The organism is Dorea sp. ICN-14282 (genome assembly GCF_037890115.1).
Lineage (GTDB): Bacteria > Bacillota > Clostridia > Lachnospirales > Lachnospiraceae > Dorea_B > Dorea_B phocaeensis.
The window spans coordinates 621931-647100 of record NZ_JBBKBH010000002.1; the positions used below are offsets into that span (position 1 = coordinate 621931).

Annotated in this window: 20 protein-coding genes and 1 tRNA gene; 5 read left to right on the forward strand and 16 right to left on the reverse strand. The window is 40.3% G+C overall.

Annotated elements, in window-relative coordinates:
* Nucleotides 1-41: 41 nt before the first annotated feature.
* The 3 genes from WKT00_RS08405 to trhA all read left to right on the forward strand — a co-directional run bounded on the left by WKT00_RS08405 (nt 42) and on the right by trhA (nt 2242).
* A complete protein-coding gene (locus WKT00_RS08405; protein WP_101695268.1) occupies nt 42-584 on the forward strand; it encodes an NADH peroxidase in 543 nt (180 codons plus the stop codon).
* Nucleotides 585-722: 138 nt separating this feature from the next.
* Nucleotides 723-1259: a rubrerythrin gene (rbr, locus tag WKT00_RS08410; protein ID WP_101695269.1), complete on the forward strand. Its 537-nt coding sequence runs from the start codon at nt 723-725 to the stop codon at nt 1257-1259.
* 293 nt (nt 1260-1552) lie between these two features.
* On the forward strand, nt 1553-2242 hold the full coding sequence (trhA, locus tag WKT00_RS08415; protein ID WP_173814864.1) for a PAQR family membrane homeostasis protein TrhA: 690 nt from the start codon (nt 1553-1555) through the stop codon (nt 2240-2242).
* Nucleotides 2243-2264: 22 nt separating this feature from the next.
* Here trhA and WKT00_RS08420 read toward each other — a convergent pair whose 3' ends face one another.
* From WKT00_RS08420 to WKT00_RS08445, 6 genes are all read right to left on the reverse strand, one after another.
* Entirely contained in the window at nt 2265-2576 is a 312-nt protein-coding gene (locus tag WKT00_RS08420) for a GIY-YIG nuclease family protein (protein ID WP_101695270.1), read from the reverse strand.
* 92 nt (nt 2577-2668) lie between these two features.
* Nucleotides 2669-3436, reverse strand: coding sequence for a murein hydrolase activator EnvC family protein (locus WKT00_RS08425; protein WP_173814838.1), 768 nt, complete (start codon nt 3434-3436; stop codon nt 2669-2671).
* Between the two features lie 44 nt (nt 3437-3480).
* Entirely contained in the window at nt 3481-4377 is an 897-nt protein-coding gene (locus WKT00_RS08430; RefSeq protein WP_101695272.1) for a SpoIID/LytB domain-containing protein, read from the reverse strand.
* Between the two features lie 96 nt (nt 4378-4473).
* Nucleotides 4474-6918, reverse strand: coding sequence for a glycogen/starch/alpha-glucan phosphorylase (locus WKT00_RS08435; RefSeq protein WP_101695273.1), 2445 nt, complete (start codon nt 6916-6918; stop codon nt 4474-4476).
* 31 nt (nt 6919-6949) lie between these two features.
* Nucleotides 6950-10114 carry an isoleucine--tRNA ligase gene (gene ileS, locus WKT00_RS08440; protein ID WP_340262964.1) on the reverse strand — a complete coding sequence of 1055 codons (3165 nt, stop codon included), beginning with the start codon at nt 10112-10114 and terminating at the stop codon, nt 6950-6952.
* Nucleotides 10115-10540: 426 nt separating this feature from the next.
* Complete coding sequence (locus WKT00_RS08445) at nt 10541-12004, reverse strand: D-alanyl-D-alanine carboxypeptidase family protein (RefSeq protein WP_101695275.1); 1464 nt, start codon at nt 12002-12004, stop codon at nt 10541-10543.
* Between the two features lie 199 nt (nt 12005-12203).
* Between WKT00_RS08445 and WKT00_RS08450 the strand changes: the two genes are divergently transcribed.
* Nucleotides 12204-12404, forward strand: coding sequence for a CsbD family protein (locus WKT00_RS08450; RefSeq protein ID WP_101695276.1), 201 nt, complete (start codon nt 12204-12206; stop codon nt 12402-12404).
* Between the two features lie 98 nt (nt 12405-12502).
* Here WKT00_RS08450 and WKT00_RS08455 read toward each other — a convergent pair whose 3' ends face one another.
* Nucleotides 12503-15118 carry a LamG-like jellyroll fold domain-containing protein gene (locus WKT00_RS08455; protein WP_101695277.1) on the reverse strand — a complete coding sequence of 872 codons (2616 nt, stop codon included), beginning with the start codon at nt 15116-15118 and terminating at the stop codon, nt 12503-12505.
* A gap of 306 nt (nt 15119-15424) precedes the next feature.
* Here WKT00_RS08455 and WKT00_RS08460 point away from each other — a divergent pair, with 306 nt between their 5' ends.
* Nucleotides 15425-17821 (forward strand): InlB B-repeat-containing protein, encoded by a 2397-nt coding sequence (locus WKT00_RS08460; protein WP_200816245.1) that lies wholly within the window; start codon nt 15425-15427, stop codon nt 17819-17821.
* 92 nt (nt 17822-17913) lie between these two features.
* Here WKT00_RS08460 and WKT00_RS08465 read toward each other — a convergent pair whose 3' ends face one another.
* The 9 genes from WKT00_RS08465 to WKT00_RS08505 form a co-directional block, all read right to left on the reverse strand.
* Nucleotides 17914-18897 carry a helix-turn-helix transcriptional regulator gene (locus WKT00_RS08465; RefSeq protein ID WP_340262974.1) on the reverse strand — a complete coding sequence of 328 codons (984 nt, stop codon included), beginning with the start codon at nt 18895-18897 and terminating at the stop codon, nt 17914-17916.
* Between the two features lie 165 nt (nt 18898-19062).
* Nucleotides 19063-19719: an exonuclease domain-containing protein gene (locus WKT00_RS08470; RefSeq protein WP_340262977.1), complete on the reverse strand. Its 657-nt coding sequence runs from the start codon at nt 19717-19719 to the stop codon at nt 19063-19065.
* Between the two features lie 195 nt (nt 19720-19914).
* The gene (locus WKT00_RS11820) at nt 19915-20079 is read right to left on the reverse strand and encodes a hypothetical protein (protein ID WP_445292930.1); all 165 of its coding nucleotides are present in this window, start codon (nt 20077-20079) and stop codon (nt 19915-19917) included.
* Nucleotides 20080-20352: 273 nt separating this feature from the next.
* A tRNA-Arg gene (locus WKT00_RS08480) sits at nt 20353-20424 on the reverse strand.
* A gap of 133 nt (nt 20425-20557) precedes the next feature.
* Nucleotides 20558-21430: a DUF3881 family protein gene (locus WKT00_RS08485; RefSeq protein ID WP_101695280.1), complete on the reverse strand. Its 873-nt coding sequence runs from the start codon at nt 21428-21430 to the stop codon at nt 20558-20560.
* Between the two features lie 35 nt (nt 21431-21465).
* Nucleotides 21466-22752, reverse strand: coding sequence for a serine--tRNA ligase (serS, locus tag WKT00_RS08490; protein WP_101695281.1), 1287 nt, complete (start codon nt 22750-22752; stop codon nt 21466-21468).
* A 63-nt stretch (nt 22753-22815) separates the two neighbouring features.
* Nucleotides 22816-23367 carry a DUF4446 family protein gene (locus tag WKT00_RS08495; protein WP_101695282.1) on the reverse strand — a complete coding sequence of 184 codons (552 nt, stop codon included), beginning with the start codon at nt 23365-23367 and terminating at the stop codon, nt 22816-22818.
* 6 nt (nt 23368-23373) lie between these two features.
* Nucleotides 23374-24288 carry a ParB/RepB/Spo0J family partition protein gene (locus WKT00_RS08500; RefSeq protein ID WP_340262984.1) on the reverse strand — a complete coding sequence of 305 codons (915 nt, stop codon included), beginning with the start codon at nt 24286-24288 and terminating at the stop codon, nt 23374-23376.
* Between the two features lie 32 nt (nt 24289-24320).
* Complete coding sequence (locus tag WKT00_RS08505; protein WP_340262987.1) at nt 24321-25091, reverse strand: ParA family protein; 771 nt, start codon at nt 25089-25091, stop codon at nt 24321-24323.
* Between the last annotated feature and the right edge of the window lie 79 nt (nt 25092-25170).

Genomic DNA, 25170 nt, shown 5'->3' on the forward strand with positions numbered 1-25170 from the left:
GAAAATAAGAAAAATTTAAATAAGAAAAGGAGACAATTATTATGAAAAAATTTGTATGTACAGTATGTGGTTATGTTCACGAGGGAGATGCAGCACCAGAGAAATGTCCAACATGTGGAGTTGGCGCTGACAAGTTCAAAGAGATGACAGGTGAAAGAGAATGGGCTGCTGAGCACGTTGTAGGTGTTGCACAGGGCGTTAGCGAGGACATCTTAGCTGACTTAAGAGCTAACTTTGAAGGAGAATGTTCTGAAGTAGGTATGTACCTGGCTATGGCAAGAGTTGCTCATAGAGAAGGATATCCAGAAATCGGTCTGTACTGGGAGAAAGCTGCTTGGGAAGAAGCTGAGCACGCTGCTAAATTTGCAGAGCTTCTTGGTGAAGTTGTAACAGACAGCACAAAGAAGAACCTAGAAATGAGAGTAGAAGCTGAGAACGGCGCTACAGCAGGTAAGTTTGATCTTGCTAAGAGAGCAAAAGCTGCAAACCTTGATGCAATCCACGATACAGTTCACGAGATGGCTAGAGACGAAGCTCGTCACGGAAAAGCATTTGAGGGACTTCTTAACAGATACTTTGGATAAGAAAACGTTTCGTTTAATCAAAAGAGAATGGATTTTAAAATCCGTTCTCTTTTTTATCATCTGATTGAGCTGTCTTTTCAAGAATGATATAATATAAGTATTAAGACTCAATCAGTAAATAAAAGGAGGTATTTTACAATGTCCAAATACGCAGGAACAAAAACAGAAAAGAATCTGATGGAAGCGTTTGCCGGAGAATCTCAGGCACGCAACAAATACACTTATTATGCATCCGCTGCCAAGAAAGCCGGATTTGTCCAGATGGCAAATATTTTTGAAGAAACTGCCAGCCAGGAAAAGGAACACGCAAAAATGTGGTTCAAGGAATTTCATGGAATTGGTGATACTGCTGAGAATTTGAAAGATGCTGCCGAAGGTGAAAATTACGAATGGACAGACATGTATAAACGCATGGCCAAAGAAGCAAGGGAAGAAGGATTTGAAGAACTTGCCGAAAAATTTGAAGGCGTTGCAGAAGTAGAAGCTGCTCACGAAAGACGCTACCGTAAACTGCTTGAAAGTTTTGAATCTGGAACAACATTCAAAGGAAATGCCCCTCTTGGCTGGAAATGTAACAATTGTGGATATATTTATATTGGAGAAGAAGCTCCTGAGATATGCCCGGTATGCACACACCCAAGAGCATATTTTGAAAGAAAGGTAGAAAACTATTAATACCGTTAACACTGATTCGCATTAACCATAATTCGTTTGTTACAAGAAAGTTCTGACATAAAAAGTCAGGACTTTCTTTTTATTTTAAATAAAATCCTGTTTATTCCTCTTGATTTTCTTACCATTTGGTTGTAATATACACATATGCTTTATATGGTTTTTAAAACTACATATGAGATTGTTGATATTTGTTTATGCAAAATGAAAAATCTACATATCCTAAAATATGAGACAAAATAAGAATTGGAGGTTTTCACATGAAAGATATTGCTGTATTACCAAACAAACAGCCTATGAAAAATTTATTGGACTACTCTGATCGGGGAATTAACCTGACAATCCATATCAAGGATCCTGGCAGCGCAATTACCCATTTCATAGGAATGATAATGGCCGTTCTGGCAGCCTGGCCTCTTCTTCTAAAAGCTGCTCAAAATCCAGATCGCCTTTATCTGATTGCAATGAGTATTTATGCTGCCAGCCTGATTCTTTTATATGCTGCAAGCACAACATATCATACCTTTGATAAATCACCGAAAGTCAATACGCTTCTTAAAAAAATCGATCACATGATGATCAGCGTATTAATTGCCGGAAGTTATACACCCGTTTGCCTATTGGTCTTACGAGGGAAAATTGGAATCATCCTTCTGACAATTGTATGGAGCATCGCTATTACTGGTATCCTGATCAAGGCATTTTGGGTCTATTGCCCAAAATGGGTGTCTTCCATTCTTTATATCGGTATGGGATGGACCTGTATTCTTGCTCTTCCTCAAATTCTCGAAGCCTTATCCCCTGCGGCATTCGGATGGCTCTTGGCTGGAGGAATCATATATACCGTAGGCGGAGTGATTTATGCATTAAAGCTTTCTATCTTTAATAATCGGCATAAATATTTCGGAAGCCATGAAATATTCCATTTATTCGTAATGGCTGGAAGCGCGTGCCACTTTATTGTAATGTACCGGTTTATTCTTTAACCAATCGGGGACGGAGGTTTTTTCAAAAAACTCCGTCCCCGATTGGTTTTTCCCTTGTCCCCAATAAACTTTCTTTCTCTCTTTTCGTCATTCTTTTAATTTCATACTCTCGTTTCATTGCTTCCTGTTTTGTCAAAAATGTCTCATAATACACCAATTTTACTGGCCTTCTAGCTTTTGTATACTTTGCTCCACGCCCAGAATTGTGTGCTTCTATTCGATGCTCTATGTCATTTGTCCATCCAGTGTACAAGCTCCCATCCTGACACCTTACCATATATGTATAATTCCGTTTTTCCACTCTTTTGAACCACCTTATCCACCTTTTCCACATTCTATTATAAAATTCTCTATCTAAATGTCAATTAGGGACAGGGCAATATGTAAATGGGGACGGAGATTTTTAAAAAAAACCTCCGTCCCCATTTACATATATTCCACCGGATTCACCGGCTGGCCATCTTTACGCATTTCAAAATACACGTTACATCCTTCCACACTATAGTACTTTGTCGGCTGACTTACATAGCCAAGTACTGTCTTTGCTTCTACCGGATCACCAACCTTTACGGGAACTTCCTTCAACTGCCCGTAGAACAGTTCATATCCATTTCCAATATCCACATTAACGGTTGTCCCTGTTTCTGCCGTAATATCAATAGATTTTACAATTCCAGATGTTGCAGAAATCACTTGATCTCCCTCTGCCCCTGCAATAATAACAGCCGGATTATATTTGTACTGATCCAATGTGGAAAAATAAACTGTTTTATCCATGCTAAAGCTCATCAATACATTTCCATCTACCGGCCATAAAAGTTTACTGTCCTCCGTAAATTTTGCTGCAGATGCACCTCCGGAAACTGGTTTAGGCTGCGGTGCCTGTACCTCTCCTGCATCGCTTAAATCAGATGTTCCTTGCTGTTCAGGAGTATTTTTTTCTGCCTGCTGAGACTCTCCAGAAACACTGCCTGGATCAGTATCTTCATTACTAATCACTAAATTATTCGCCTCTTCTGTTTTCTCGTTTGTATGATCCTTTTCCTCCATCCGCGCCAATTGCTCGTTTTTCCGAGTCTGTTTGTACCCGTTAAATGTATATGTTCCTACAATAGCGATCGCTGCCACGAAGCACAACACTGCCGCGACGGTTGCCCCCTTCTTAGTCTGTGAAGGTCTTTGATCTTTTTTCATCTTATCACCACCTCTGACTATATTTTTGCCAGATAGTGACTTGCTTATTCTGAATTCAATAATATTTCCGCAACTTCTTTCATTTGCGTTCCTTCAAAAAAATATTGCAAAATTTCTTCATAGGTCTGATCCTTTTCCGCCATTTTATTTGCCGTATGCTGACTCATTCCCAGTCCATGTCCAATGCCTCTGGTCGTAATTCTCATTTTCCCATTATAACGCTGAAGTGTAAAACAACTAGACGCCAGATTATATGTATTTCGAAATTCTTCTCCGCTCCAATTTTCCTCTCCTACCCGTACATTCATCACATATCCAGCTGTATCAAGAGCTGTAATTTCTGCATCCAAATCCTCTGTTGTAATCGTCTGAATCTGTTTTTTTGCCTCTATATCCAATGGACATTCTACAATCTTAAGATATGGATACTCTTCACTCCCCAACACTTCCTTTCCATCTCTGGTACACCCCGTACTCAGACGGAAAAATGGCGTTAATGCCAATTCATTTTCATAGAAAAGTACCTTCCCTTCCGTATCTTCCCACGCATTTTGAAATTTTTTGTAATATTTTCCATACTTGTCTCCCCACACCTTTTTCATTTGTGCTTGATTCCATCCTTTATTCTCCAGGACCGTATCATTTCCATTCTCTCGAATTTTCCGATACACCTCCGTACGTACCAGAACAGCCTGCGCTTTCACCGCTTCTTCCCGATATGATCCCGGAATTTCTTGTGCCATCACACCAATGCAATATTCCCGAATCGGAACTTCTTGCTCCTTCGTCTTTTTGTTATCCACATTTTCCACCTTCACTGTTGTATTATCCACATCCGAGTCCGGTAATATGCTTGGCCCATTTAAAAATACGGTGACAACATAGGGCAATAATATAATAATTATTATATAACATCCTAGATTTTTCAGCTTTCGATACATCCTTTTTCCCTCCATACACTATCAAAGTATGAAAAGGGACAGGGTAAAATGCATTCGGGACGGAGTTTTTTGCAAAAAACTCCGTCCCGAATGTAATTATAATTTCCAAATATCATCCACATATTCCTGAATCGTTCTGTCTGACGAGAATTTCCCGCAGCATGCAGTATTCAGTAATGCCATTTTAGCCCATCCGTCTTTATTACGGTAAGCCTTCTCCACCTGCTCCTGTGCATCTGCATAAGAGCGGAAATCTTTCAAAATAAAGTACATATCTGCCTTATCATATGACGTACTCTTCAGCAGACAATTGTAAAGATCGCGATAGCGCTCCGTATCTCCATCTGCATAGGTTCCATCCACCAACTGATCTACAACCCGACGAACATCCGGGTCATTATTATAGATTTCATATGGATCATACCCGCCGTGCTTCTCATAGTTCATAACCTCATCAGAGCTTAATCCAAAGATAAACGCGTTTTCTCTTCCTACTTCTTCCACAATTTCTACATTGGCTCCGTCCATAGTTCCAAGTGTCGGTGCACCATTTAGCATAAACTTCATATTACCTGTTCCGGATGCTTCCTTAGATGCTGTAGAAATCTGTTCGCTGACATCTGCAGCTGCAAAGATCATTTCTGCATTGGATACGCGGTAGTCCTCAATAAATACTACCTTCAGCTTTCCATTAATGCTGCGATCATTATTAACCACCTCTGCAACAGAGTTAATCAGTTTAATAATTTCCTTTGCACGCACATATCCGGCAGACGCCTTGGCTCCAAAAATAAAGGTTCTTGGATAAAAGCTCTTCTCTGGATGCTGCTTGATCTGATTATAAAGATACATCACGTGCAGGATGTTAAGAAGCTGACGCTTATACTCGTGCAAACGTTTTACCTGTACATCAAAAATAGATCTTGGATCTACTTCGATACCATTGTGCTCCAGGATATATTTTGCCAGGCGCTCTTTATTCTTGAATTTAATTTCCATAAATTCTGCTCTGGCAACATCATCTTCTGCATATTTTTTAAGTCCGGACATCAAAGACAGATCTGTAATCCAATCTTTTGTTCCCAGTTTTTCAGTTACCCAATCTGCAAGCAGCGGATTTCCATGCATCAGGAATCGTCTCTGTGTGATACCATTTGTTTTGTTATTGAACTTCTCCGGCATCATCTCATAGAAATCACGAAGCTCTCGTTTCTTCAGAATCTCTGTATGAAGTCTGGCAACACCGTTCACGGAATATCCGGCTACAATCGCAAGATGTGCCATCTTAACCTGACCATCTCTTAAAATTGCCATCTTCTTGACTTTCTCTTCATTTCCAGGATACATTTCCCGAACCTTAATAAGAAATCTTCTGTCAATTTCCTGGATAATCTGGTACACACGCGGAAGTAATCTTGAAAATAGATCAATCGGCCATTTCTCAAGTGCTTCTGCCATAATCGTATGATTCGTATATGCACAGGCTTTTGTTGTGATCTCCCATGCTTCATTCCATTCAAGCTGATAATCATCTAATAAAATTCTCATAAGCTCTGCAACCGCTACCGTCGGATGCGTATCGTTCATCTGGAATGTTGCTTTCTCATACAATTTATGAATATCATCATGACTCTTCATATACTTATCTACTGCAAGCTGAAGACTCGCAGATACGAAGAAATACTGCTGTTTCAGACGAAGTTCTTTTCCTGCATAATGATTGTCATTTGGATACAGAACTTCAACAATCGTTTTTGCCAAATTCTGCTGTTCTACTGCTTTATGATAATCGCCTCGTTCAAAAGATTCCAGCTGGAAGTCTACAATTGGCTCTGCATCCCAGATACGCAGTGTGTTCACCTGTCCATTTCCATATCCAACAATCGGATAATCGTATGGAACCGCTAATACGGATTCATAATTTTCCTGTTTAAACAAAGTCTTTCCTGTGGTATCATCATATTCCACCCGGATATTTCCGCCAAACCGAATTTCTTTTGCATATTCCGGTCTTCTAAGTTCAAATGGATTGCCGTATTTCAACCAGTTATCTGGCTTCTCTACCTGATATCCATCTTTAATCTTCTGTTTAAACATTCCGTAACGATACCGAATTCCGCATCCGTAAGCTGCATAACCAAGCGTTGCCAGAGAATCTAAGAAACATGCTGCCAAACGGCCAAGTCCTCCGTTTCCAAGAGCCGGATCCGGCTCTTGGTCTTCTACCATGTTTAAATCAATTCCCAGTTCATCAAGTGCTTCTTTTACTTCCTTATATGCCGTCATATTAATCAAGTTGTTTCCAAGCGCACGCCCCATCAGGAACTCCATGGACATATAATACACTATCTTCGGATCTTCCTTATCGATCTTCTTCTGTGTCTCAATCCAGTCATCAATGATCGCCTCTTTTACAGCATAAGATACAGCCTGATACAATTCCTGCAGATTTGCTTCATGCAGTTCTTTACGAAACAACGTCTTAATATTATTCGTAACATCCTTTTTAAATGCTTCTTTTTCAAATCTTGGATTATACATATAAACTCTATCCCTTCCCCATATTTCCAAATTATTGCTTTTCAACACCAAGTGTTACGTTTTCTCCGTTAATTTTCCACTCTTTTACATATCCAATTGGTGATTTCTTCTCAACAGATACTGCCAAAGTCTCCTCCCCAATCTCAGAGACATGATCAGCAAAAACAGCTTCTGCTTTCTCTGTTCCTTCATACGTAATTGCAATCTTATCCATTACTTCAAAATCTGCTTCCTTACGCATGGTCTGTACTTTACTGATAATCTCACGTACAAAGCCTTCCTCCAGGAGTTCTTCCGATAAGTTGGTATCTAAAACGACTGTAATACCATTGTCATTTTCAGATACATAACCTTCCATCTGTGCAGATTCAATCAGAAGGTCTTCGCGGAACAAGGTTACTTCCTGACCATTGATATCAAGCTTCAATGCCTCTTTCTCATTCAGTTCATCCATTGCTGCATTTCCATTCAGTGAAGAGAGCGTCGCTTTGATTCCGCCAAGCAGCTTGCCATATTTAGGTCCAACTGTCTTTAACTGTGGCTTAAATGTATAAGAAGTAAATTCACGTACGTCCTGTGTAAATTTCACATTCTTTACATTCAATTCTTCCTTCACAATATCCCGATAAAATTCAGGAAGATCAAATTCTGCCTTTACATACATCTGGCCGATCGGCTGACGGTTCTTAATGTTTGCAGTATTTCGACATGCACGTCCCATAACAACCAGTTTCAGCACTTCATCCATATGCGCTTCCAGTTCCTGATCAATGTGTGCTTCATCCGCTACTGGGAAGTCACACAAATGGATACTTTCCGGTGCATCCTTATCAATGCTTCTTACCAGATTCTGATAAATATCTTCTGTCATAAACGGAATCATCGGAGCTGCAACCTTACATACTTCTACAAGCGCTGTATAAAGAGTCATATAAGCATTGATCTTATCCTGTTCCATTCCCTTTGCCCAGAAGCGTTCACGGCTTCTTCTTACATACCAGTTACTCATATCATCTACGAAATCCTGCAATGCTCTTGCTGCTTCCGGAATCCGATAGTTTCCAAGATGATCATCCACCGTCTTAATCAGCGTATTTAATTTGGACAGAAGCCATTTATCCATAACAGATAATTTTTCATAATCCAACGTATATTTTGTTGCGTCAAACTCATCAATATTCGCATACAGTACAAAGAATGCATAAGTATTCCACAAAGTACCCATGAATTTACGCTGTCCCTCTACAACCGCTTTTCCATGGAAACGATTTGGCAGCCATGGAGCGCTGTTAACATAGAAATACCAGCGGATTGCATCAGCTCCATATTTTTCCAGAGCATCAAATGGATCGACCGCATTTCCTTTTGATTTACTCATCTTCTGACCATTCTCATCCTGCACATGTCCAAGAACGATAACATTCTTATATGGCGCTTTATTGAAGATCAGCGTAGAGATTGCCAGCAGGGAGTAGAACCATCCACGAGTCTGGTCCACAGCCTCGGAAATGAAATCTGCCGGGAACTGTTTTTCAAACAATTCTTTATTCTCAAATGGATAGTGGTGCTGAGCAAATGGCATGGAACCACTGTCAAACCAACAGTCAATTACTTCCGGTACACGATGCATCGGCTTGCCACATTTCGGACAACGAATCGTTACGTCATCGATATATGGACGGTGAAGTTCAATATCATCTGGACAGTTATCGGACATTTCTTTTAATTCTGCAATACTTCCGATAGAATGCTGGTGTCCGCACTCACATTCCCAGATGTTCAGTGGGGTTCCCCAGTAACGGTTTCGGCTGATTCCCCAATCCTGAACGTTCTCCAGCCAGTCACCAAAACGTCCTTTACCGATACTTTCCGGAATCCAGTTGATCGTATTATTATTCGCAATCAGGTCATCCTTTACTGCCGTCATATTGATAAACCAAGATTCACGTGCATAGTAGATAAGTGGCGTATCACATCTCCAGCAGTGCGGATAGCTATGCTCAAAATTCGGAGCTTCAAAAAGAAGTCCTCTTTCTTCCAGATCTTTCAACACTTCCGGATCCGCCTTCTTTACGAATAAGCCCGCAAATGGAGTGGTCTCTCCCATATTTCCCTTCTCATCAACCAGCTGTACAAATGGCATATCATACTTACGGCCAACCTTCGCATCATCTTCACCAAATGCAGGTGCAATATGAACCACACCAGTACCATCTGTCAATGTTACATAGGTATCACAAGTAATGAAAAATGCCTTCTTATTCTGCTTTGTGGCACAGTCTGCCGCACACTGATAAAGCGGCTCATATTCCTTGTATTCCAGATCTTTTCCTTTGTATGTTTCCAGCACTTCATATGCCGGTACAGCCTCTCCATCTTCCGTTTCCTTTGCAAGCTTGCCAAGAACTGTATCAAGAAGCGCACACGCCATATAATAAACGTATCCGTCTGCTGCCTTTACTTTGGCATAATCTTCCTCTGGATTTACACAGAGACCGATGTTGGACGGCAATGTCCATGGTGTCGTAGTCCATGCCAGAAAATATGCATCTTCTCCAACCACTTTAAATCTTACGATAGCAGAGCGTTCCTTTACATCCTTGTACCCCTGTGCAACTTCCTGTGCAGAAAGAGGGGTTCCACATCTTGGGCAATAAGGTACGATCTTAAATCCTTTATACAGAAGCCCTTTATCCCAAATCTGCTTTAATGCCCACCACTCTGATTCAATAAAATCATTGTGATAGGTTACATATGGATTCTCCATGTCCGCCCAGAAACCAACGGTTCCGGAGAAGTCTTCCCACATTCCTTTGTATTTCCACACACTTTCCTTACATTTATCAATAAATGGCTCCAGACCGTATTCCTCGATCTGCTCTTTGCCGTCAAGTCCAAGAAGTTTCTCCACTTCCAATTCTACCGGTAAACCGTGAGTATCCCATCCGGCCTTTCTCGGTACCTCATACCCTTTCATGGTGCGGTATCTTGGAATCATATCCTTGATGACACGCGTCAGCACATGTCCGATATGCGGTTTACCGTTCGCTGTCGGCGGTCCATCATAGAACATATACATCTCGTTGCCTTCACGTTCCTTCATACTCTTCTCAAAGATCTGATTTTCTTCCCAGAACTTCTCGGTCGCTTTTTCTCTGTCTACAAAATTCAAGTCCGTTGAAACCTTTTTATACATTGAAATCCTCCTTCGGGGACGTGTACAAATGAAAAAAACTCCGTCCCAAATTAAAAATACCCTGTCCCTTGTGGAATTCACATACTTATCTATACTTTTATCCACACTGGAACAAAAAAACTTCCGTCCTGAATAGGACGGAAGTTCTACTACCGTTTATAAACCACCTAAACATACTAACATATGCCTTCCCTATAACGGGGGAATTCCGACAGGGCCTACTTAGAAATAAGTCGATATCCTCTGCAATTCTTTTCGGCGACTGCAACTCGGGAGTGATATTCAGATATCTCTTACTTGCACCGGGCTTTCACCATCTCCGGTTCGCTATGCCGTTCTGATATACCTTACTGTCTCCGTCATCATTATTATCTGTATACACGCTATATTATAGTAAGAAAACACTAAACCCGTCAAGGCTTTTTTCTACCTTCTGGAATTTCTCCTAGGATTTCTTTCCCGCTGTTCCATGGCTTGTCTGCGCCTTCTTCTCTGTGCAATTCTGCGTGCGCGTCTCCGGCGACGATTTCTTCGAATCAACATCCAGATAAAAAGAAGAATAAGAAGAATACTCACCACAATGCAAACCGCCAAAATCTTCTCTTTCAGCGTCCATCCCTTTTCATTTTTCTCTTCTTCTTTTTTGGTTGAAATCTTTTTTAACTTCGCTCCATGCTCGTCAAGATATTCATCACTTAATTTCGCTCTTACGGATCCTACGACATTTCCCTCATAGGTATAAGTCAAAGTTGCCTTATCGCTGGTTCCTCCATCCGGCTCAAGTTCCATCTTCAAATCTTGAAATTCGATTCCCTGTGGAAGTACCACATAGCCAGTCTCTTCTTCATCCAAAATCTTTTTCACATCTTTAGATTCTTCCAGTCCTGCAACCTTAACTTTCTGGAAATTACTGTAAACATACTCACATAGATTCCGGGTATCCGAATATGTATTTCCGGTCTGGGTCCGAAGCACCACACAGATAAGCTTCATATCCCCATTATCTGTCATCGTCACCAACGTGGACAATGCATCTGAAGTAAATCCGGTCTTTCCGCCAATCACATATTCATAATAATTCTTGTTTCCTGGCATCATCATCTTATGATGCTGCTGAAAAATATGCTCTTCTGTCGTCTCCGATGCCAGAATCGTATAATTTAATGTCTGAGCCATAGCAAAAAATTCCGGATATTTGAATAATTCTCGCCCAATTAATGCCATATCTCTAGCGCAAGTATAATGATTTGGGTCATGCAATCCACTGGTATTCACAAAGTTAGAATTCTCACCGCCAAGCTCTCGACATTTTGCATTCATCTGCTCCAAAAACCAAGAATAATCATGTCCCGCATTAACTCCCACACTTTCTCCTACCGCATAAGCTACCTCATTTGCGGATGCAAGAAGGGTTGCATATAATCCCTGTTCCAGTGTAAGCTGATTACCTTCTTTCATTCCAATTGCCGAATCTCCCGGCTGAATACATGCAATACTATCATGGGAAAATGTTACCGTATCGTCCATTTCCCCGTTCTCTAACGCAATCAACGTTGTCAAAAGCTTCGTAATACTGGCCGGATATTCCTGCGCGTCTATATTCTTTGCATAAAGAATTGCACCGGTTCCCGCCTCCATCACAATTGCTGCATCTCCATAGGTTCCCGGTCCCTGCGGCCAATTTTTAATCCCATTTGACTCCACCGGAATTGCATATGCATCTTCCAACGCCTTCCGCGCCTGTTCTTCTGGCGTTAATTCCTCTTCCGGCATCTGCGCCTCTTCAGCGTTCTCTGTCCCATTCTCTCTGGTCGCATGCGCTGTCATTCCCATGGATAAAGAAAAAATAAGCATCAGACTTGCCGACAGCAGTCTTACACCTCTCCTCATACATTCCTTCCTCCGATTTCAAACTCTTCTATCCCCTATGCGATTTATTCTACCATAAAGCCTCCTTCTTTTCCATCCTTTGTTCATTTACCTGTATATTTATCCACTTCTAAGGTCATAATTATATTGACTGACAGTCGTCGCCATACATGATTTTTTGCAAAATTAAATTTCAAAAAACAGATAGAGGAGGATTCAAATGAAAGACAGAGGTTTTACAGATCAGATCAAAGGCAAAGTAAAGAAGACGTTCGGCGATCTTACGGACAATGAAAAAATGCAGGCAGAAGGAATTCTCGACCAGACAATTGGCAAAACTAAGGAAATGGCGGCTGATATTCAAGATGCAGCCGAAGAAGTCATTGAAAAAGCAAAAGAGAAATTTCACAAGGAGGGTTAAGGCTTACGCCTTCTCTCCTTCTTTTTTGCTCAGAAAAATGAGGTCCTTTCGCCTATGCGAAACGACCTCATCCCTCTCAAAATTATCTCTATTTCATTTTAACTACGTTTCCGTCTGGTAATTACTGCTGCGCCGCTTGCCGCACACACACCCAACAATACCATCCAAATAACCATATCAGTGGTATCCCCAGTCTTTACTTTTCCAGCAGTTGGCTTTTTCGCCGGCTGACCTGTGCTCTGGCTTCCATTGCCCGGTTTTCCAGTATTCTGACTGTCATCAGGCTTTCCATCATTGGAACCGCCCTGGTTATCTCCGCCTTGGTTGTCGCCACCCTGGTCGCCGCCGTCCGGATCTACACCCGGATCTTCTTTCTCCTTGACTTGAACCTTCATTGTCACCTGGATAGGCGCAGAACTGTAAAGCTCCTTATCTTCTGCAAGATAGCTTGTGGAACCATCTTTTCCAACCCACTGATCTTTGTTCGCGCTAATAGACTGTACCGTTCCGATAATATCATAAGTTCCTACTTTCTCTGTATCAACACCAGCTGTATCCCATACTACCGGAAGGTTTGAGGTTCCCATATTGTACGCAAGATTCACTTCCGCTGTCTTCGGAAGAACTTCTTTCATTCCCGCTTCGTCGGTACCTTCCTCAACCTCAGCTACTCCAAGATCTTCCTGTACTGCCGACACCGCATCTGCATTTCTGATCGCATCATACTGAGCTTTAGTCAAAGAAATAACTCCACCATGTTTGGTATGTGTTGTCAGGAAATAATCTGGGCTGTCAAGATACTCAAATCCCTTAGACAAATCTGTCGAGATCATCGGCTGATATCCCGGTGTCGGAAGATCATCAACAAAGAGATACCATCTGTTTTCCTGAGAATGATCCTTAAATGATGCCGGACCTTCTACAGCTCCAAATCTGCTCTGACCGATATGACTCTGCACTCTCGTCCATTCTGTCGTCTCATAATTCCACCAGTCTTTTGCCGTAGTCACTTCCATAATAATCTCTTCTGCATTACTCTTGGTAATGTGATACGTCTTTTCTCCATCACGGATAATATTTGTATCAATCCATCCTGCGTTTCCACCCTCCAGGAACATTCCTCCAAACTCCCAGGTTTCCTGGGTGAAATCAGTGGTTACTCCCCACATAATGTCAGCTCCAAGAGACTGCGTCTGCGCTTCGTCTGCATACCGATGAGAAGTCCAATATACAACAAATGCACCTTTTCCTTCTCCATAATAGTCCTCTACCCAAGTAGTCTCCGGCGCCCACATCATACCGAGATTAGCCAGCTTTTCTCCGTCCATATTCTGAACAACATCAAACTGACGCACATCGGACCATGTAATTAAGTCTTTCGACTCCCATACATTCATTTTCGTACTGTAATTTTTCTGCCATTCTCCCCAGCCTGCGTTGTCTCCGCCAAATACACGAAGATCTGTCGCAATAATATAATAAGTCTGAGTCTCCGGATTATAAGTAATAAATGGATCTCTTACTCCTGTTGTTCCAAGGTTGGAAGTAAGAATCGGTTTTCTTCCATTTAACGGGTCCCACTGTTCCGGATTATCTCCTCTGGAAATATCCAGATAAATTTTCTCTGCATACCCCTGACTATCTTCTACAAAATGCACCATCAGATATCCATACTGATCGGTTGGCGCATACTGTGGTTTGATCGTCACCGGAACCTCTATCTCTTCTGTTCTTCCTAATACATGAAGTACTGCTGTCAGCATGCCCTTAAGCGCTTCTTCTCCATTTACCGGCTGCTGAACTTTTACGGTACATCCATCTTCCTGCACTACGATCTGCGGCATAGAGGATTTCCACGTTACCATTCCTTCATAACTGGAAAGAGTTGCTGTCTCATTATCTAATACAACTTCTTTCAGGCTATTCTTTAATCTTTCCAATTCCTGATTTACAAAATAGTCTGGTACCTGCTTCTCAATCTGGTCTTTGGAAAGAGCCTGTCCATAAATCTTTAGATTATCCATGGACGCCTTGGTATATTCTCCACTACCCCAGTCTGCCTTTCCAATCTGTAAAATGCTGTTCTCTCCCAAAAGCTCCGGAATCGTGTAAGCACTTTCTACACTTGACTTTTCTACACCATTTACATAAATAGTCGTATTGGTCTTACTTAACACAGCATCTACGTGTGTCCACTCTTCTCCAACTTTTGCAGATGGACTGGACGGCCGGCTTCCGTTTGTATTATTGTAACGCTCCACCGTCAGATTTCCACCATTATGAAGAAATCCAATATAATGCTCCTGACCATACTCCCAGCTGCCTGCGCGCTGCGCCGCATACACAGCCCAGTTGGTCTGCGTCCTCTCATTCTTAATATCATAAGAAATCGTCAGTTCCTCCACTCCGGTCAGAAGACTTTCTCCTTCGTTATTCGTTACGGCCAGCCACTGATTCGCTGTCCCGTCAAGATGCAGCGCCTTTCCTGCATTTTCCTCATAACTGTCCGTCAGAGTATGCCCACCGGATGCTTTTGCCTGACCGCCGGAAAATCCTGTTTCTTCATCATCAAACGTAAACTCTGCTAATAATGAAGGTTCTTCCTCTGCGGCGTTTGCCCTGTCCATGCCAGGGGTAATTCCTGCACCCAAATATCCCGAACCACCGATCATGGCAGCGGCCAGAATGAGTGCAAGACATTTTCTTTTTCTCATACATTGCCCTCCTCTATAAAATATAATTTCCTATTACATATCATACGACATTCGGTTTTCCACATAAATGCAATAATTTGTGGGAAATGTTGAAAATTTTTAAATTCCTCGGAGCAATCGGGGACGTGTACAAATGAAAAAAACTCCGTCCCGAATGTAACTCCAGCCCCTTATTATTTATTAAAATTGCACAAAAAAAAAGATGATAAATCCATCGTTTGTACATATTGTACATTTCATCAATAGATGATACTATCTTCATATAGACCGTGCCGTCTAAATTTTTTTTGCAAGGGAGGTTATTTTATGAAACACGTGAAAAGAAGACTGTTGGCAATCATCCTCTCAGCGATGATGATTCTCACAACGGCAATGCCAGCCTTGGCAGCGGAACCAGGGGTAACAGCTCCGGAAAGTACAGAACAGATTCAAGTACCGACACCGAGCCAAACAGAAACCAATCAGCCAGCAGCTTCTACAGAAAATCTAACAAAACCTGGAGCAGCTACAGATGCAAACACCGAAAGCACTCCTGCACCAGACAGCGGCAGTACTCCTGCTTCTCCTAATAATATAGAAGCAGCGCCTTCCGCTCCAGCAGCAACGCCGGAGGCTAACGCAGAAATCGGTACAAATACACCGGCAGGGGAACCGGGGAATGCTGTACCTGCTGCAGATCCGCAGAAACAGACTGCAACCATCACATTTAAGTCCGCAGGAAACGGCTACCTAAATGGAACCAGCAGCGTCTATCCGCCAATCGTTTACGAAAATGTGGAAGTTGGAACCACCGTTCCTGTACCTAGCACCAATCCAATCACAGCTTACGAATTTACTTATTGGAAAAACAGTGCCGGACAAAAAGTGGAATTAGGCAATACCGTAACCGTAGGCGAGGCAGACGAAACCTATACCGCATACTTTGCATTAGGCAACTATACCATCACATTCCGATCTGAAAATGAAAAGTACGGAACATTAGCAAAAGACGGACAGCCTGTTTCCGAAATTCAGATTCAAGCACAGGGAAAAAAGAACGTTCGCTTCCCTAGTGGCTCTCAGTTGCAGCCGGTCAAAAATTGCGAATTTGATACCTGGAAAGACCCTGAGGGAAAAGAAATTGGTTATACTAATATTACAGCAAAAGAAAATGCTACTTACACAGCTGTATTTAAACCAAAAAACGCTCTCCAATTTAAATACAAAGTATATGACCGTGCAACCGGTGAAGTTCTTCAGTATGAAAATTCTTCCGGTAATACCGTAGATGTCGGCGGTTCTTTTAAAGGTCTTCTTAATACACCTTATGAGATCGTATATGATTCCTTATTAACGAAATTAGAAGGAATCGGATACCATTTAGAGAGTCCGCAGTACTCCTTCCTGTACAATGATCTTAATACCTACACACTGAACGGAGAAGCAATTGAGCTTAACAACATTGAAACAGATTATGTAAAACTTTATGCTACAAAAGACGTAAAAACTTCAACCGTTACCTTCAAATCAGCAGGAAACGGTTTCCTAAATGGAGCCAGCAACATCAATCCACCAATCATTCACGAAAATGTGGAAGTCGGAACCACCGTTCCGGTACCTACCACCAATCCAATCACATATTATGAATTCGATTGCTGGAAAAACAGCGCCGGACAAAAAGTAGAATTAGGTGAGGCCGTAGAGGTTGGTGAAACCGATGAAACCTATACAGCCTACTTTAAAAGAGCAACATATACCACAACCTTCCGGGTAGAAGATCCACGGTATGGTAAACTTTTAGACAAAAAGAATCCGGTAGATGAGATCCAGGTTACTGTAACCGGAGGTAACACTGTTAGATTCCCGAAATACCAGGCTACCAAGAATTGCCAATTCCTGACTTGGAAAGATGGAACTGGAAAACCGATCAGTTATCTCTCTTTCAAACCAGAAAAAGATGAGACCTATACCATCTCATTTGAACCGGTAGCTCGTCTGGATATTCGTTACAAAGTTCTCGATCGTGAGACTGGCAAAATCCTGCAGTATGTAAGTTCTTCAGGAAAACTGACCGACATCGGTGGCCTGTTCTACGCTTTCCTGAATAAAGAATACACGCTTGGGGATGAAAGAATCGAAAAACTTCTGGCTGATCAGGGATACGAACTGGAAAAACCAGAATACACCTTCCTTTATAGCGATCTTGATACCTATACACTGGATGGCGAACCAATCGAACTTAACAACATTGCAACAGACTATGTAAAGCTTTATGCAACCAAGAAAACCGTAAACTATACCGTTACAACAGATGTAGATGGTAAAACCAGTCAGATCATCGTCAGCAGCAAAGAAGGTAAACTCGGCGCTAAGATGCCGAAAGCCCCTGTAAAAGACGGCTACGTATTCAAAGGATGGAATACAAAGAAAGACGGAAGCGGAGAAGCATTCACAGCTGAAACTGCAATTACAGGCGACATTACCATTTACGCAATCTTTGAGAAGAAGGCAGAAATTACACCACCTACCTCACCAGACGATGACAATAAGAAGCCAGGAAACACCGACAAAGACAATAAAAAGCCGACAAAAACCGATAAAGCCGGTACAGTTAAAACAGCTGATCAGAATGCCGTTGCTTCCTTATCTGTACTTATGAGTCTCTCTTTGATGGTAATCTTAGCATTTGCCATTATGACATTTAGAAAAAAATATAAAAGATAATATGTATTCTTTTCCTGCCAGTAGTTAATTCTACTGGCAGTTTTTTATTTTCAAAGTAGCCCATCAGCTATTGCCAGAATGATTAAAGCAGATTAATAATTTTCCAGCACATCGAGCAAATATTCTTTATACTGCTGTTTCACATGTTCCGGTCCGATAATCTTCATCCCGGCTCCAATTCCTGTGATCCAGCCAAAGAATTGTGGGCTTACCGATACAAGTACTTTGATTTTAAAATGATCTTCGCCCTGGGGAATCATCCACACATCATGGCCAAAACGATCAAGCATAACACCGGCTAATTCGTTCCTGCATTCCAGCGTAACCTCCGCATCTACACCGCCATACATTCCAAAGGTTTTCTTTACAAATGCAGCCAGATCAAAATTTTTGAAGGATTCTTCCCCTTTTCGGTCCGTTTCCAGAATCTTTGTATGCTGCATCTTATCCACACGATAATGTTTAATAATTCCGACTGTTGCATCATAAGCTACCAGATAATAATTTTCGTCATCCCAGGTCAGTGCCCATGGACTGACAACATAGAAAGCGCCATTCTTTTTTAATTTGAATTCCTTTTTAATCGTCCACTCTGTGTACTGGAACGTAATTTCTTTATTCTCGTAAATGGCATTATGGATATAATCCACGTTGTAATAAACCGTCTCATTTTCCGTTTTCGGACGGTTCACAATAAAAACGTATTTGGAAAGCATTTCCACATCTGTCTTACAACAAAGCTTCTCCAATTTTTGTATCAATTCTTTTGATTTCTTCTCTGTAATAAATTTGGAAGACTGCACCGCATCTACTAGAAGCTTTAACTCCGGCAGTTCAAAATCTCTGGCACCAATATAGTACCCTGGATTCTTTCCTTTCTTCTGTTGGATATCCAGTCCAAATTTATCAAGGATCTCCATCTCTGTATAAATTGTTCTTCGATCCGTACTGATACCGTATTCCTGTTTCAGAATCGTACATAACTCTGATGCATTGAGCATATGTTCGTCATCCGTACGTTCCAGAAGGATTTCCATTAAATATAAAGTAGGGAGCTTCTGATCAAAAGAAGCCATAGGAATCACCTCATCTTAATCTTTTCTCCTGGACAAAACCTAACACTTCTTATTTCCATCCTTTTTTTCAGTATACCATAGATAAAACAAATATATGGTATCTTCCCGCACAAAATGTAGTGAAAATACCATATTACTATTTAAAATATATTCGATGTTGTATTATCATGCAAATTGTAAATCCAACCCTGAAAACAGTTCTCCTAATGTACTAGAAAGTGGTTTTGATTCCTCTTCTGGAAGTTCATACTGACTTAATTGATATTCTGGATTTAGTGTCAACTTTTTAATCAAATCTCCCGTATTAACTGCATCATCCAATCCGTCATGAAATTTCCCTCCTGGTTCTATCTCTGCTCGCTCTAATGCTTCTGCCAAGCTGATCTGTCGATTCAAACCAAAGCGTTTCATAAATACAGACTGATAATCGATCCATTTTTCTTTCTCAACAAAAGATGTAATTCTTGTGTCGTCAATTTTCTTTGCTTTTATTTCATGCAAGATCTGATCTCTATCCGATTCACTCCATGCATATATTTTATACTCGCGGTCTCCAATCCAATTCAACATATGTAATAAAGCTTCTTGTAGCTTCGGAACATTTTTTAGCTGGCTATTTCTGATACCTGTTAATCTTTCAATAAAATGATCAATTACTCCAAATTCAGGGTGCACGTATTGGGTAAGTGTTCCAAGCCTTTTAAAATCTTCGTCTAGAAGAACAGCTCCGATCTGTATTGTTTCATTTGCATATTTGTAAGTTCTTTCCCCATAGTATCTTGGCACTTTACACATTTCCAAATCAATAACTAAGTAAAACATATTTTCTCCTTCTTCTTGCACGTTACATTTTAATTTTACTTAAAAATCAAACTCTTACGGATTCAATCCTGCATCTTCTAATAAAAGAGTTTCTTTATTCATCGATTTCCGTTTCTGATTTTTCAAGTTTCTTTTTGTTTTCCAGAAGGCACTTCTTACCTAAGCGACAAATAATTCCGTAATCAGTGCCCAGCACTACTTTTGCTTTTGCAGTATCTCGTAGATTCTTCCAGCACTCATAGAATCACCGATTACCGTATAAGAACTGTTTGCCACATATCCTATTTTCCCAAGTCCTTCAAATAATTCTTTTCCAAAATAGTGTTTTGTTCCTGTCAATGTAAAATAAATCTTACTCATTGCCCTGCCTCCTTTTGCTCTTTCATTCTAATTCCAAAATAATGATGTTCCTTATTCATTTCTTATTAATTTCAAAACATAACTTCCGACAAAAAGCAAAGTAATTCCTGGTAAAAACATACTCTTTCCTCCTACATATTTCCTCTTTTGATGTTATCATTTTACAATAGATAGCTGTGCAAAAATCCCGACATCCAAAGAATTTGGCTTCAAAAAAAGAAGTAGATATCAAATCTACTTCTTCCACATTCTGAAAACCGTCTTTTTTTCGAACGTTTCCTGCGGGAATCGAACCCACAACTAGCGCTTAGGAGGCGCTTGTTATATCCATTTAACTAAGGAAACAAATATCAATTTTTAAAGCATGGTTATTTTATCATAAAATCACCTTATTGTAAAGGAGGGGATCAATTACTGATCTCCTCCTTCTATTGAACTTTTATTGAAACATTTACGGAACCTTTTCCATTAAATCTAATTAAAAATTAATTCTTCCCTGCATCCAGACAACACCTTTAAACCTTCTTCCTTCCTTTGGCTCACCAGTCAATCCCGCCGCTGGCACGCAGACATCAAACTGCAGTCCATTGACCTCTAATTTCATAATATAAAGAGATTCTGTGGTCAGTTCATTCTCCACTTCATACAATTCCAGGATTTCTCCCAGTACCGAATAGCAATCGCATTCCACTCCATAAGGCATTAAATAGCTTTCCACAATACTGAATACATCTTCTGATGCAAGGCGTCTGGATACTTTGGAATACGTATCGATATCTTCCAGGGTCAAGCTTTCCATCGCCTGCGGATCTCCATTTTTTGCTGCACTCATCAACATCATGCGGTTATGAACATCTTCCTGCTGCTTCTTCTGCTGTTCTTCATTCTTTTTGATAGGAAGCAGTATTGTTCCTTTGTTCCCAAGCCCTGATAATGTCACAGATTTATAACGAATAGACGCACCCTTTCGCTGTACTTCCTTCTTATACTCCATGATATTCTGCAATGTGAAAATCAAATTAATTCCCACTTTTGGCTCTTCACAGATTCCCACATAAGAATCCTTATCGATACGTTGTTCAACAAAAATATCTGCATAGGATGTCACCCCAGTACCAATCAAATATGGACAATAATAGTCTGGTGAAAAGATCTCATCCTTCTCCAAAGTCCCATACAGAGATATTCCAATTCCTGGTGCGTATTCTTTTCGGTATTCACAGAAATCTTCCTCTCCCTGTGAAACCAGATCGTACTGGGTAAAGGAATCTCTGGTATCTCTGATCACTTCTTTTTGCGCTTTTTTCCCTTTTACTAGTCCAAATCCTATGGATTTCAGGTATTGATGCATATTTGTTTTCCTATAATTTTTATTCTAAATTCAATCTATTTCTTTGGTGTCAATTTTGTCATTCCGCCCATATATGGCTGTAATACTTCCGGAATCTTCACAGATCCATCTTCCTGCAGATTATTCTCAAGGAATGCAATTAACATTCTCGGCGGAGCTGCTACTGTATTGTTTAATGTGTGAGCAAAGTATTTTCCGTCTTCTCCCTTTACGCGAATTCCAAGACGTCTTGCCTGAGCATCTCCAAGATTAGAACAGCTTCCTACCTCAAAATACTTCTTCTGTCTCGGAGACCACGCCTCAACATCACAGGATTTCACTTTCAAATCTGCCAAGTCGCCAGAGCAGCACTCCAATGTACGAACCGGGATATCCATAGAACGGAATAAATCAACCGTATTCTGCCACAGCACATCATACCATTTCTTGCTTTCTTCTGGCTTACATACTACAATCATTTCCTGCTTTTCAAACTGATGGATTCTGTAAACTCCACGCTCTTCAATTCCATGTGCTCCCTTTTCCTTACGGAAACATGGAGAATAGCTGGTCAGTGTCTGTGGAAGCTGATCTTCTGTCAGCATTGTATCAATGAATTTTCCAATCATAGAATGCTCACTCGTACCGATCAGATACAGATCCTCTCCTTCGATCTTATACATCATTGCATCCATCTCTGCAAAGCTCATAACTCCCGTTACCACATTGCTTCTGATCATAAATGGAGGAATACAATAAGTAAATCCTCTTCCAATCATAAAGTCTCTTGCATAAGAAAGGACTGCAGAGTGTAATCTTGCGATGTCTCCCATCAAATAATAAAATCCATTTCCCGCAACTTTTCCTGCACTTTCCAAATCAATACCGTTAAAGCTTTCCATAATCTCTGTGTGATATGGAATCTCATAATCCGGAACTACCGGTTCTCCATACTTCTGAATTTCCACATTTTCACTGTCATCTTTTCCAATCGGTACGCTTGGATCAATGATATTTGGAATTGTCATCATAATCTTTTTGATCTTTGCTTCTACTTCTTTCTCTTCTGCAGATAACTTTTCCACACGATCCGCATTTTCAGCTACTTTTTTCTTCAGCTCTTCTGCATCTTCTTTTCTTCCCTGTGCCATACAAGCGCCGATTTCTTTGGAAATTTTATTTCTGTCAGCTCGAAGTGCTTCTACTTCCTGCTTGATCTCACGGTTTTTCTGATCCAATTCCAGAACCTCATCTACCAATGGAAGCTTTTCATCCTGGAATTTTTTCTTGATGTTTTCCTTTACAACCTCTGGATTCATTCTCACAAATTTCATGTCTAACATAACTATATCCTCCTCATCTTGTCTAAATCATTCTTTTCTTACTATTTTTCTATTTTTTCTTTTTTAATTCTTTTCCTTAGACTTCTTCTTTTCTTTTACGTCTGTTTCATACGGATCAGAAAAAATCGCCTTATCCAGTGCTTCAATTTCTTCCTCTGATAACTCTACATAGCTTTCACCGTTCACAATTTCTTTTGCATACGTGTAACAACCTTCCCGGCTATGCATTGCATTTAAAATCCATCCGCTGTTCTTACCATTTAACATTGCCAACACGAAACTAAGCTTTCCGCCCATTTCATTAAACGCATCATATTTGACAATCCCTATCTTCTGATAATCGCTTTCCATCCGCTTATTAATTTCTTTAATATCCATGCGGTTTTGCTTTGTGATTTTCAGAATTGCTTCTGCTTCCGCAAATTTATCTGCCAGACTCTCTTCCAAAGTCTTCCCATCTTTTCCCTTCATAAACGTTGCATAACTGCTCTTTAACCGATTATACTTCATCGTTACATTTACATACAACACAAAAAGTACAATAATTAAAATCAGCAAAAACAGGAATATAAATGCAGGATCAATTCCTAATGCTTTCAATATTTTACTTTCCATAAATCTTTATTCTTCCCTTCTTAAGCTCATCAGAAGTTCGAACACTCGTTCTAACTCTTCATCTGAATAATATTCGATCTCTATTTTTCCTTTTCCCTTCCCTTTAGAAGCGATATGAACCTTTGTCCCTATAACTTCTTTCATTTTCTCCTCTAAACTGGTATAAATAAATTGATTTTCTTCTGTTTTCTTCTCTTTTTGCTTCTTTGGATTTTTAATTTCTTTGATCATTCGTTCAATATCTCGAACACTCAATTTTTCATCAAAAATCAGATTTGCCAATGCATACTGCTGCTCTTTATCATCAATCGCCAGAAGAGCTCTCGCATGTCCTGTTGAGATCATGTCATCAATAATCATTTGCTGTACTCTTTCATCCAGTTTCAGCAAACGCATAGAATTCGTAACCGCTGTACGACTCTTTGACACTCGTTCTGCCACTTCATCCTGTTTAAGATTAAACTCTTCCAGTAATCTCTTAAAGGCCATTGCCTCTTCAATTGGATTCAAATTTTCTCTTTGGATATTCTCAATCAATCCAATTTCAACAATTTCCTGTTCTGTATAATCCTTTACAATCACAGGAACTTCTTTTAATTTTGCCCGTTTTGCAGCTCTCCAGCGTCTTTCTCCCGCAATAATCTCATAATAATCTTTATTTTTTCTCACAAGAAGCGGTTGAAGAATACCATGCTGCTTAATAGATTCTGCAAGTTCATCTAAAGCATCTTCTTCAAAATTTTTCCGTGGCTGCTTTCTATTCGGTTCTACCATATTGATATTCAATAGAGTTTCCCCTGTTTTTAGATCATCTTCCTTCTTTTCTGTCGATGAAACCGATGATGAACTTGATTTCACGCTCTTATTTGCCGGAATTAGACTATCCAGCCCTTTTCCAAGACCATTTTTCTTTACTGCCATCTTTTTTCCTCCCCTATCATTACCTATAACGCCTACTCTTCTTCTCCTTTATGAATCACTTCATCAGCAAGTCTCATATAACTCTCTGCTCCTGCCGATTTTGGATCATATTTATTAATAGGCATCCCATAACTTGGAGCTTCTGCAAGACGTATATTTCTTGGAATAATCGTTTTATAGATATTCTGTTCTAGATTATCTTTGACATTTTCCACTACCTGCAATGACAGATTGGTTCTGGCATCATACATCGTAAACACCACACCTTCTATCTCAATCACTGGATTTAAACGTTCTTTTACCAGTTCTACTGTATGTATCAGCTGACTTAAGCCTTCCAACGCATAATACTCACACTGAATTGGAACTAACACAGAATCAGCCGTTGTCATAGCATTAATAGTAAGCATGCTTAACGACGGCGGACAATCGATAACAACAAAGTCATATCTATCTCTTATCTTGTGAACTTCTTTCTGAACTATAAATTCTTTATTTTCCACTCCTATTAGTTCAATTTCAGCCGCTGACAAATCTATATTAGTAGGAAGAATATCCAGATTTCCCATTACATCTTTCTGTATTACTTCTTCGATACCGGCTTGTCCAATAATCATATCATAGATTGTCTTTTCTGCTTCGTCTTTATCCACTCCTAATCCACTGGTCATATTTCCCTGTGGATCCATATCGATTGCTAAGACTTTTTGTCCTTTTTCGGCAAGACAGGCAGATAAGTTAATAGCAGTAGTTGTCTTTCCTACCCCACCCTTTTGATTGGCGATAGCTATAATTCTTCCCATTGTTAATCACCTTTCTTTTTGACATAGATCTAGTATACCACTTTTTCATACACTTATCCACCCAATGTTTCACGTGAAA

Bases quoted from the DNA above. Each gene is read 5' to 3' on its own strand.
- WKT00_RS08405 (WP_101695268.1), top strand. From the start codon at position 42: ATGAAAAAATTTGTATGTACAGTATGTGGTTATGTTCACGAGGGAGAT.
- rbr (WP_101695269.1), top strand. From the start codon at position 723: ATGTCCAAATACGCAGGAACAAAAACAGAAAAGAATCTGATGGAAGCG.
- trhA (WP_173814864.1), top strand. From the start codon at position 1,553: ATGAAAAATTTATTGGACTACTCTGATCGGGGAATTAACCTGACAATC.
- WKT00_RS08420 (WP_101695270.1), bottom strand. From the start codon at position 2,576: ATGTGGAAAAGGTGGATAAGGTGGTTCAAAAGAGTGGAAAAACGGAAT.
- WKT00_RS08425 (WP_173814838.1), bottom strand. From the start codon at position 3,436: ATGAAAAAAGATCAAAGACCTTCACAGACTAAGAAGGGGGCAACCGTC.
- WKT00_RS08430 (WP_101695272.1), bottom strand. From the start codon at position 4,377: ATGTATCGAAAGCTGAAAAATCTAGGATGTTATATAATAATTATTATA.
- WKT00_RS08435 (WP_101695273.1), bottom strand. From the start codon at position 6,918: ATGTATAATCCAAGATTTGAAAAAGAAGCATTTAAAAAGGATGTTACG.
- ileS (WP_340262964.1), bottom strand. From the start codon at position 10,114: ATGTATAAAAAGGTTTCAACGGACTTGAATTTTGTAGACAGAGAAAAA.
- WKT00_RS08445 (WP_101695275.1), bottom strand. From the start codon at position 12,004: ATGAGGAGAGGTGTAAGACTGCTGTCGGCAAGTCTGATGCTTATTTTT.
- WKT00_RS08450 (WP_101695276.1), top strand. From the start codon at position 12,204: ATGAAAGACAGAGGTTTTACAGATCAGATCAAAGGCAAAGTAAAGAAG.
- WKT00_RS08455 (WP_101695277.1), bottom strand. From the start codon at position 15,118: ATGAGAAAAAGAAAATGTCTTGCACTCATTCTGGCCGCTGCCATGATC.
- WKT00_RS08460 (WP_200816245.1), top strand. From the start codon at position 15,425: ATGAAACACGTGAAAAGAAGACTGTTGGCAATCATCCTCTCAGCGATG.
- WKT00_RS08465 (WP_340262974.1), bottom strand. From the start codon at position 18,897: ATGGCTTCTTTTGATCAGAAGCTCCCTACTTTATATTTAATGGAAATC.
- WKT00_RS08470 (WP_340262977.1), bottom strand. From the start codon at position 19,719: ATGTTTTACTTAGTTATTGATTTGGAAATGTGTAAAGTGCCAAGATAC.
- WKT00_RS11820 (WP_445292930.1), bottom strand. From the start codon at position 20,079: ATGAGTAAGATTTATTTTACATTGACAGGAACAAAACACTATTTTGGA.
- WKT00_RS08485 (WP_101695280.1), bottom strand. From the start codon at position 21,430: ATGCATCAATACCTGAAATCCATAGGATTTGGACTAGTAAAAGGGAAA.
- serS (WP_101695281.1), bottom strand. From the start codon at position 22,752: ATGTTAGACATGAAATTTGTGAGAATGAATCCAGAGGTTGTAAAGGAA.
- WKT00_RS08495 (WP_101695282.1), bottom strand. From the start codon at position 23,367: ATGGAAAGTAAAATATTGAAAGCATTAGGAATTGATCCTGCATTTATA.
- WKT00_RS08500 (WP_340262984.1), bottom strand. From the start codon at position 24,288: ATGGCAGTAAAGAAAAATGGTCTTGGAAAAGGGCTGGATAGTCTAATT.
- WKT00_RS08505 (WP_340262987.1), bottom strand. From the start codon at position 25,091: ATGGGAAGAATTATAGCTATCGCCAATCAAAAGGGTGGGGTAGGAAAG.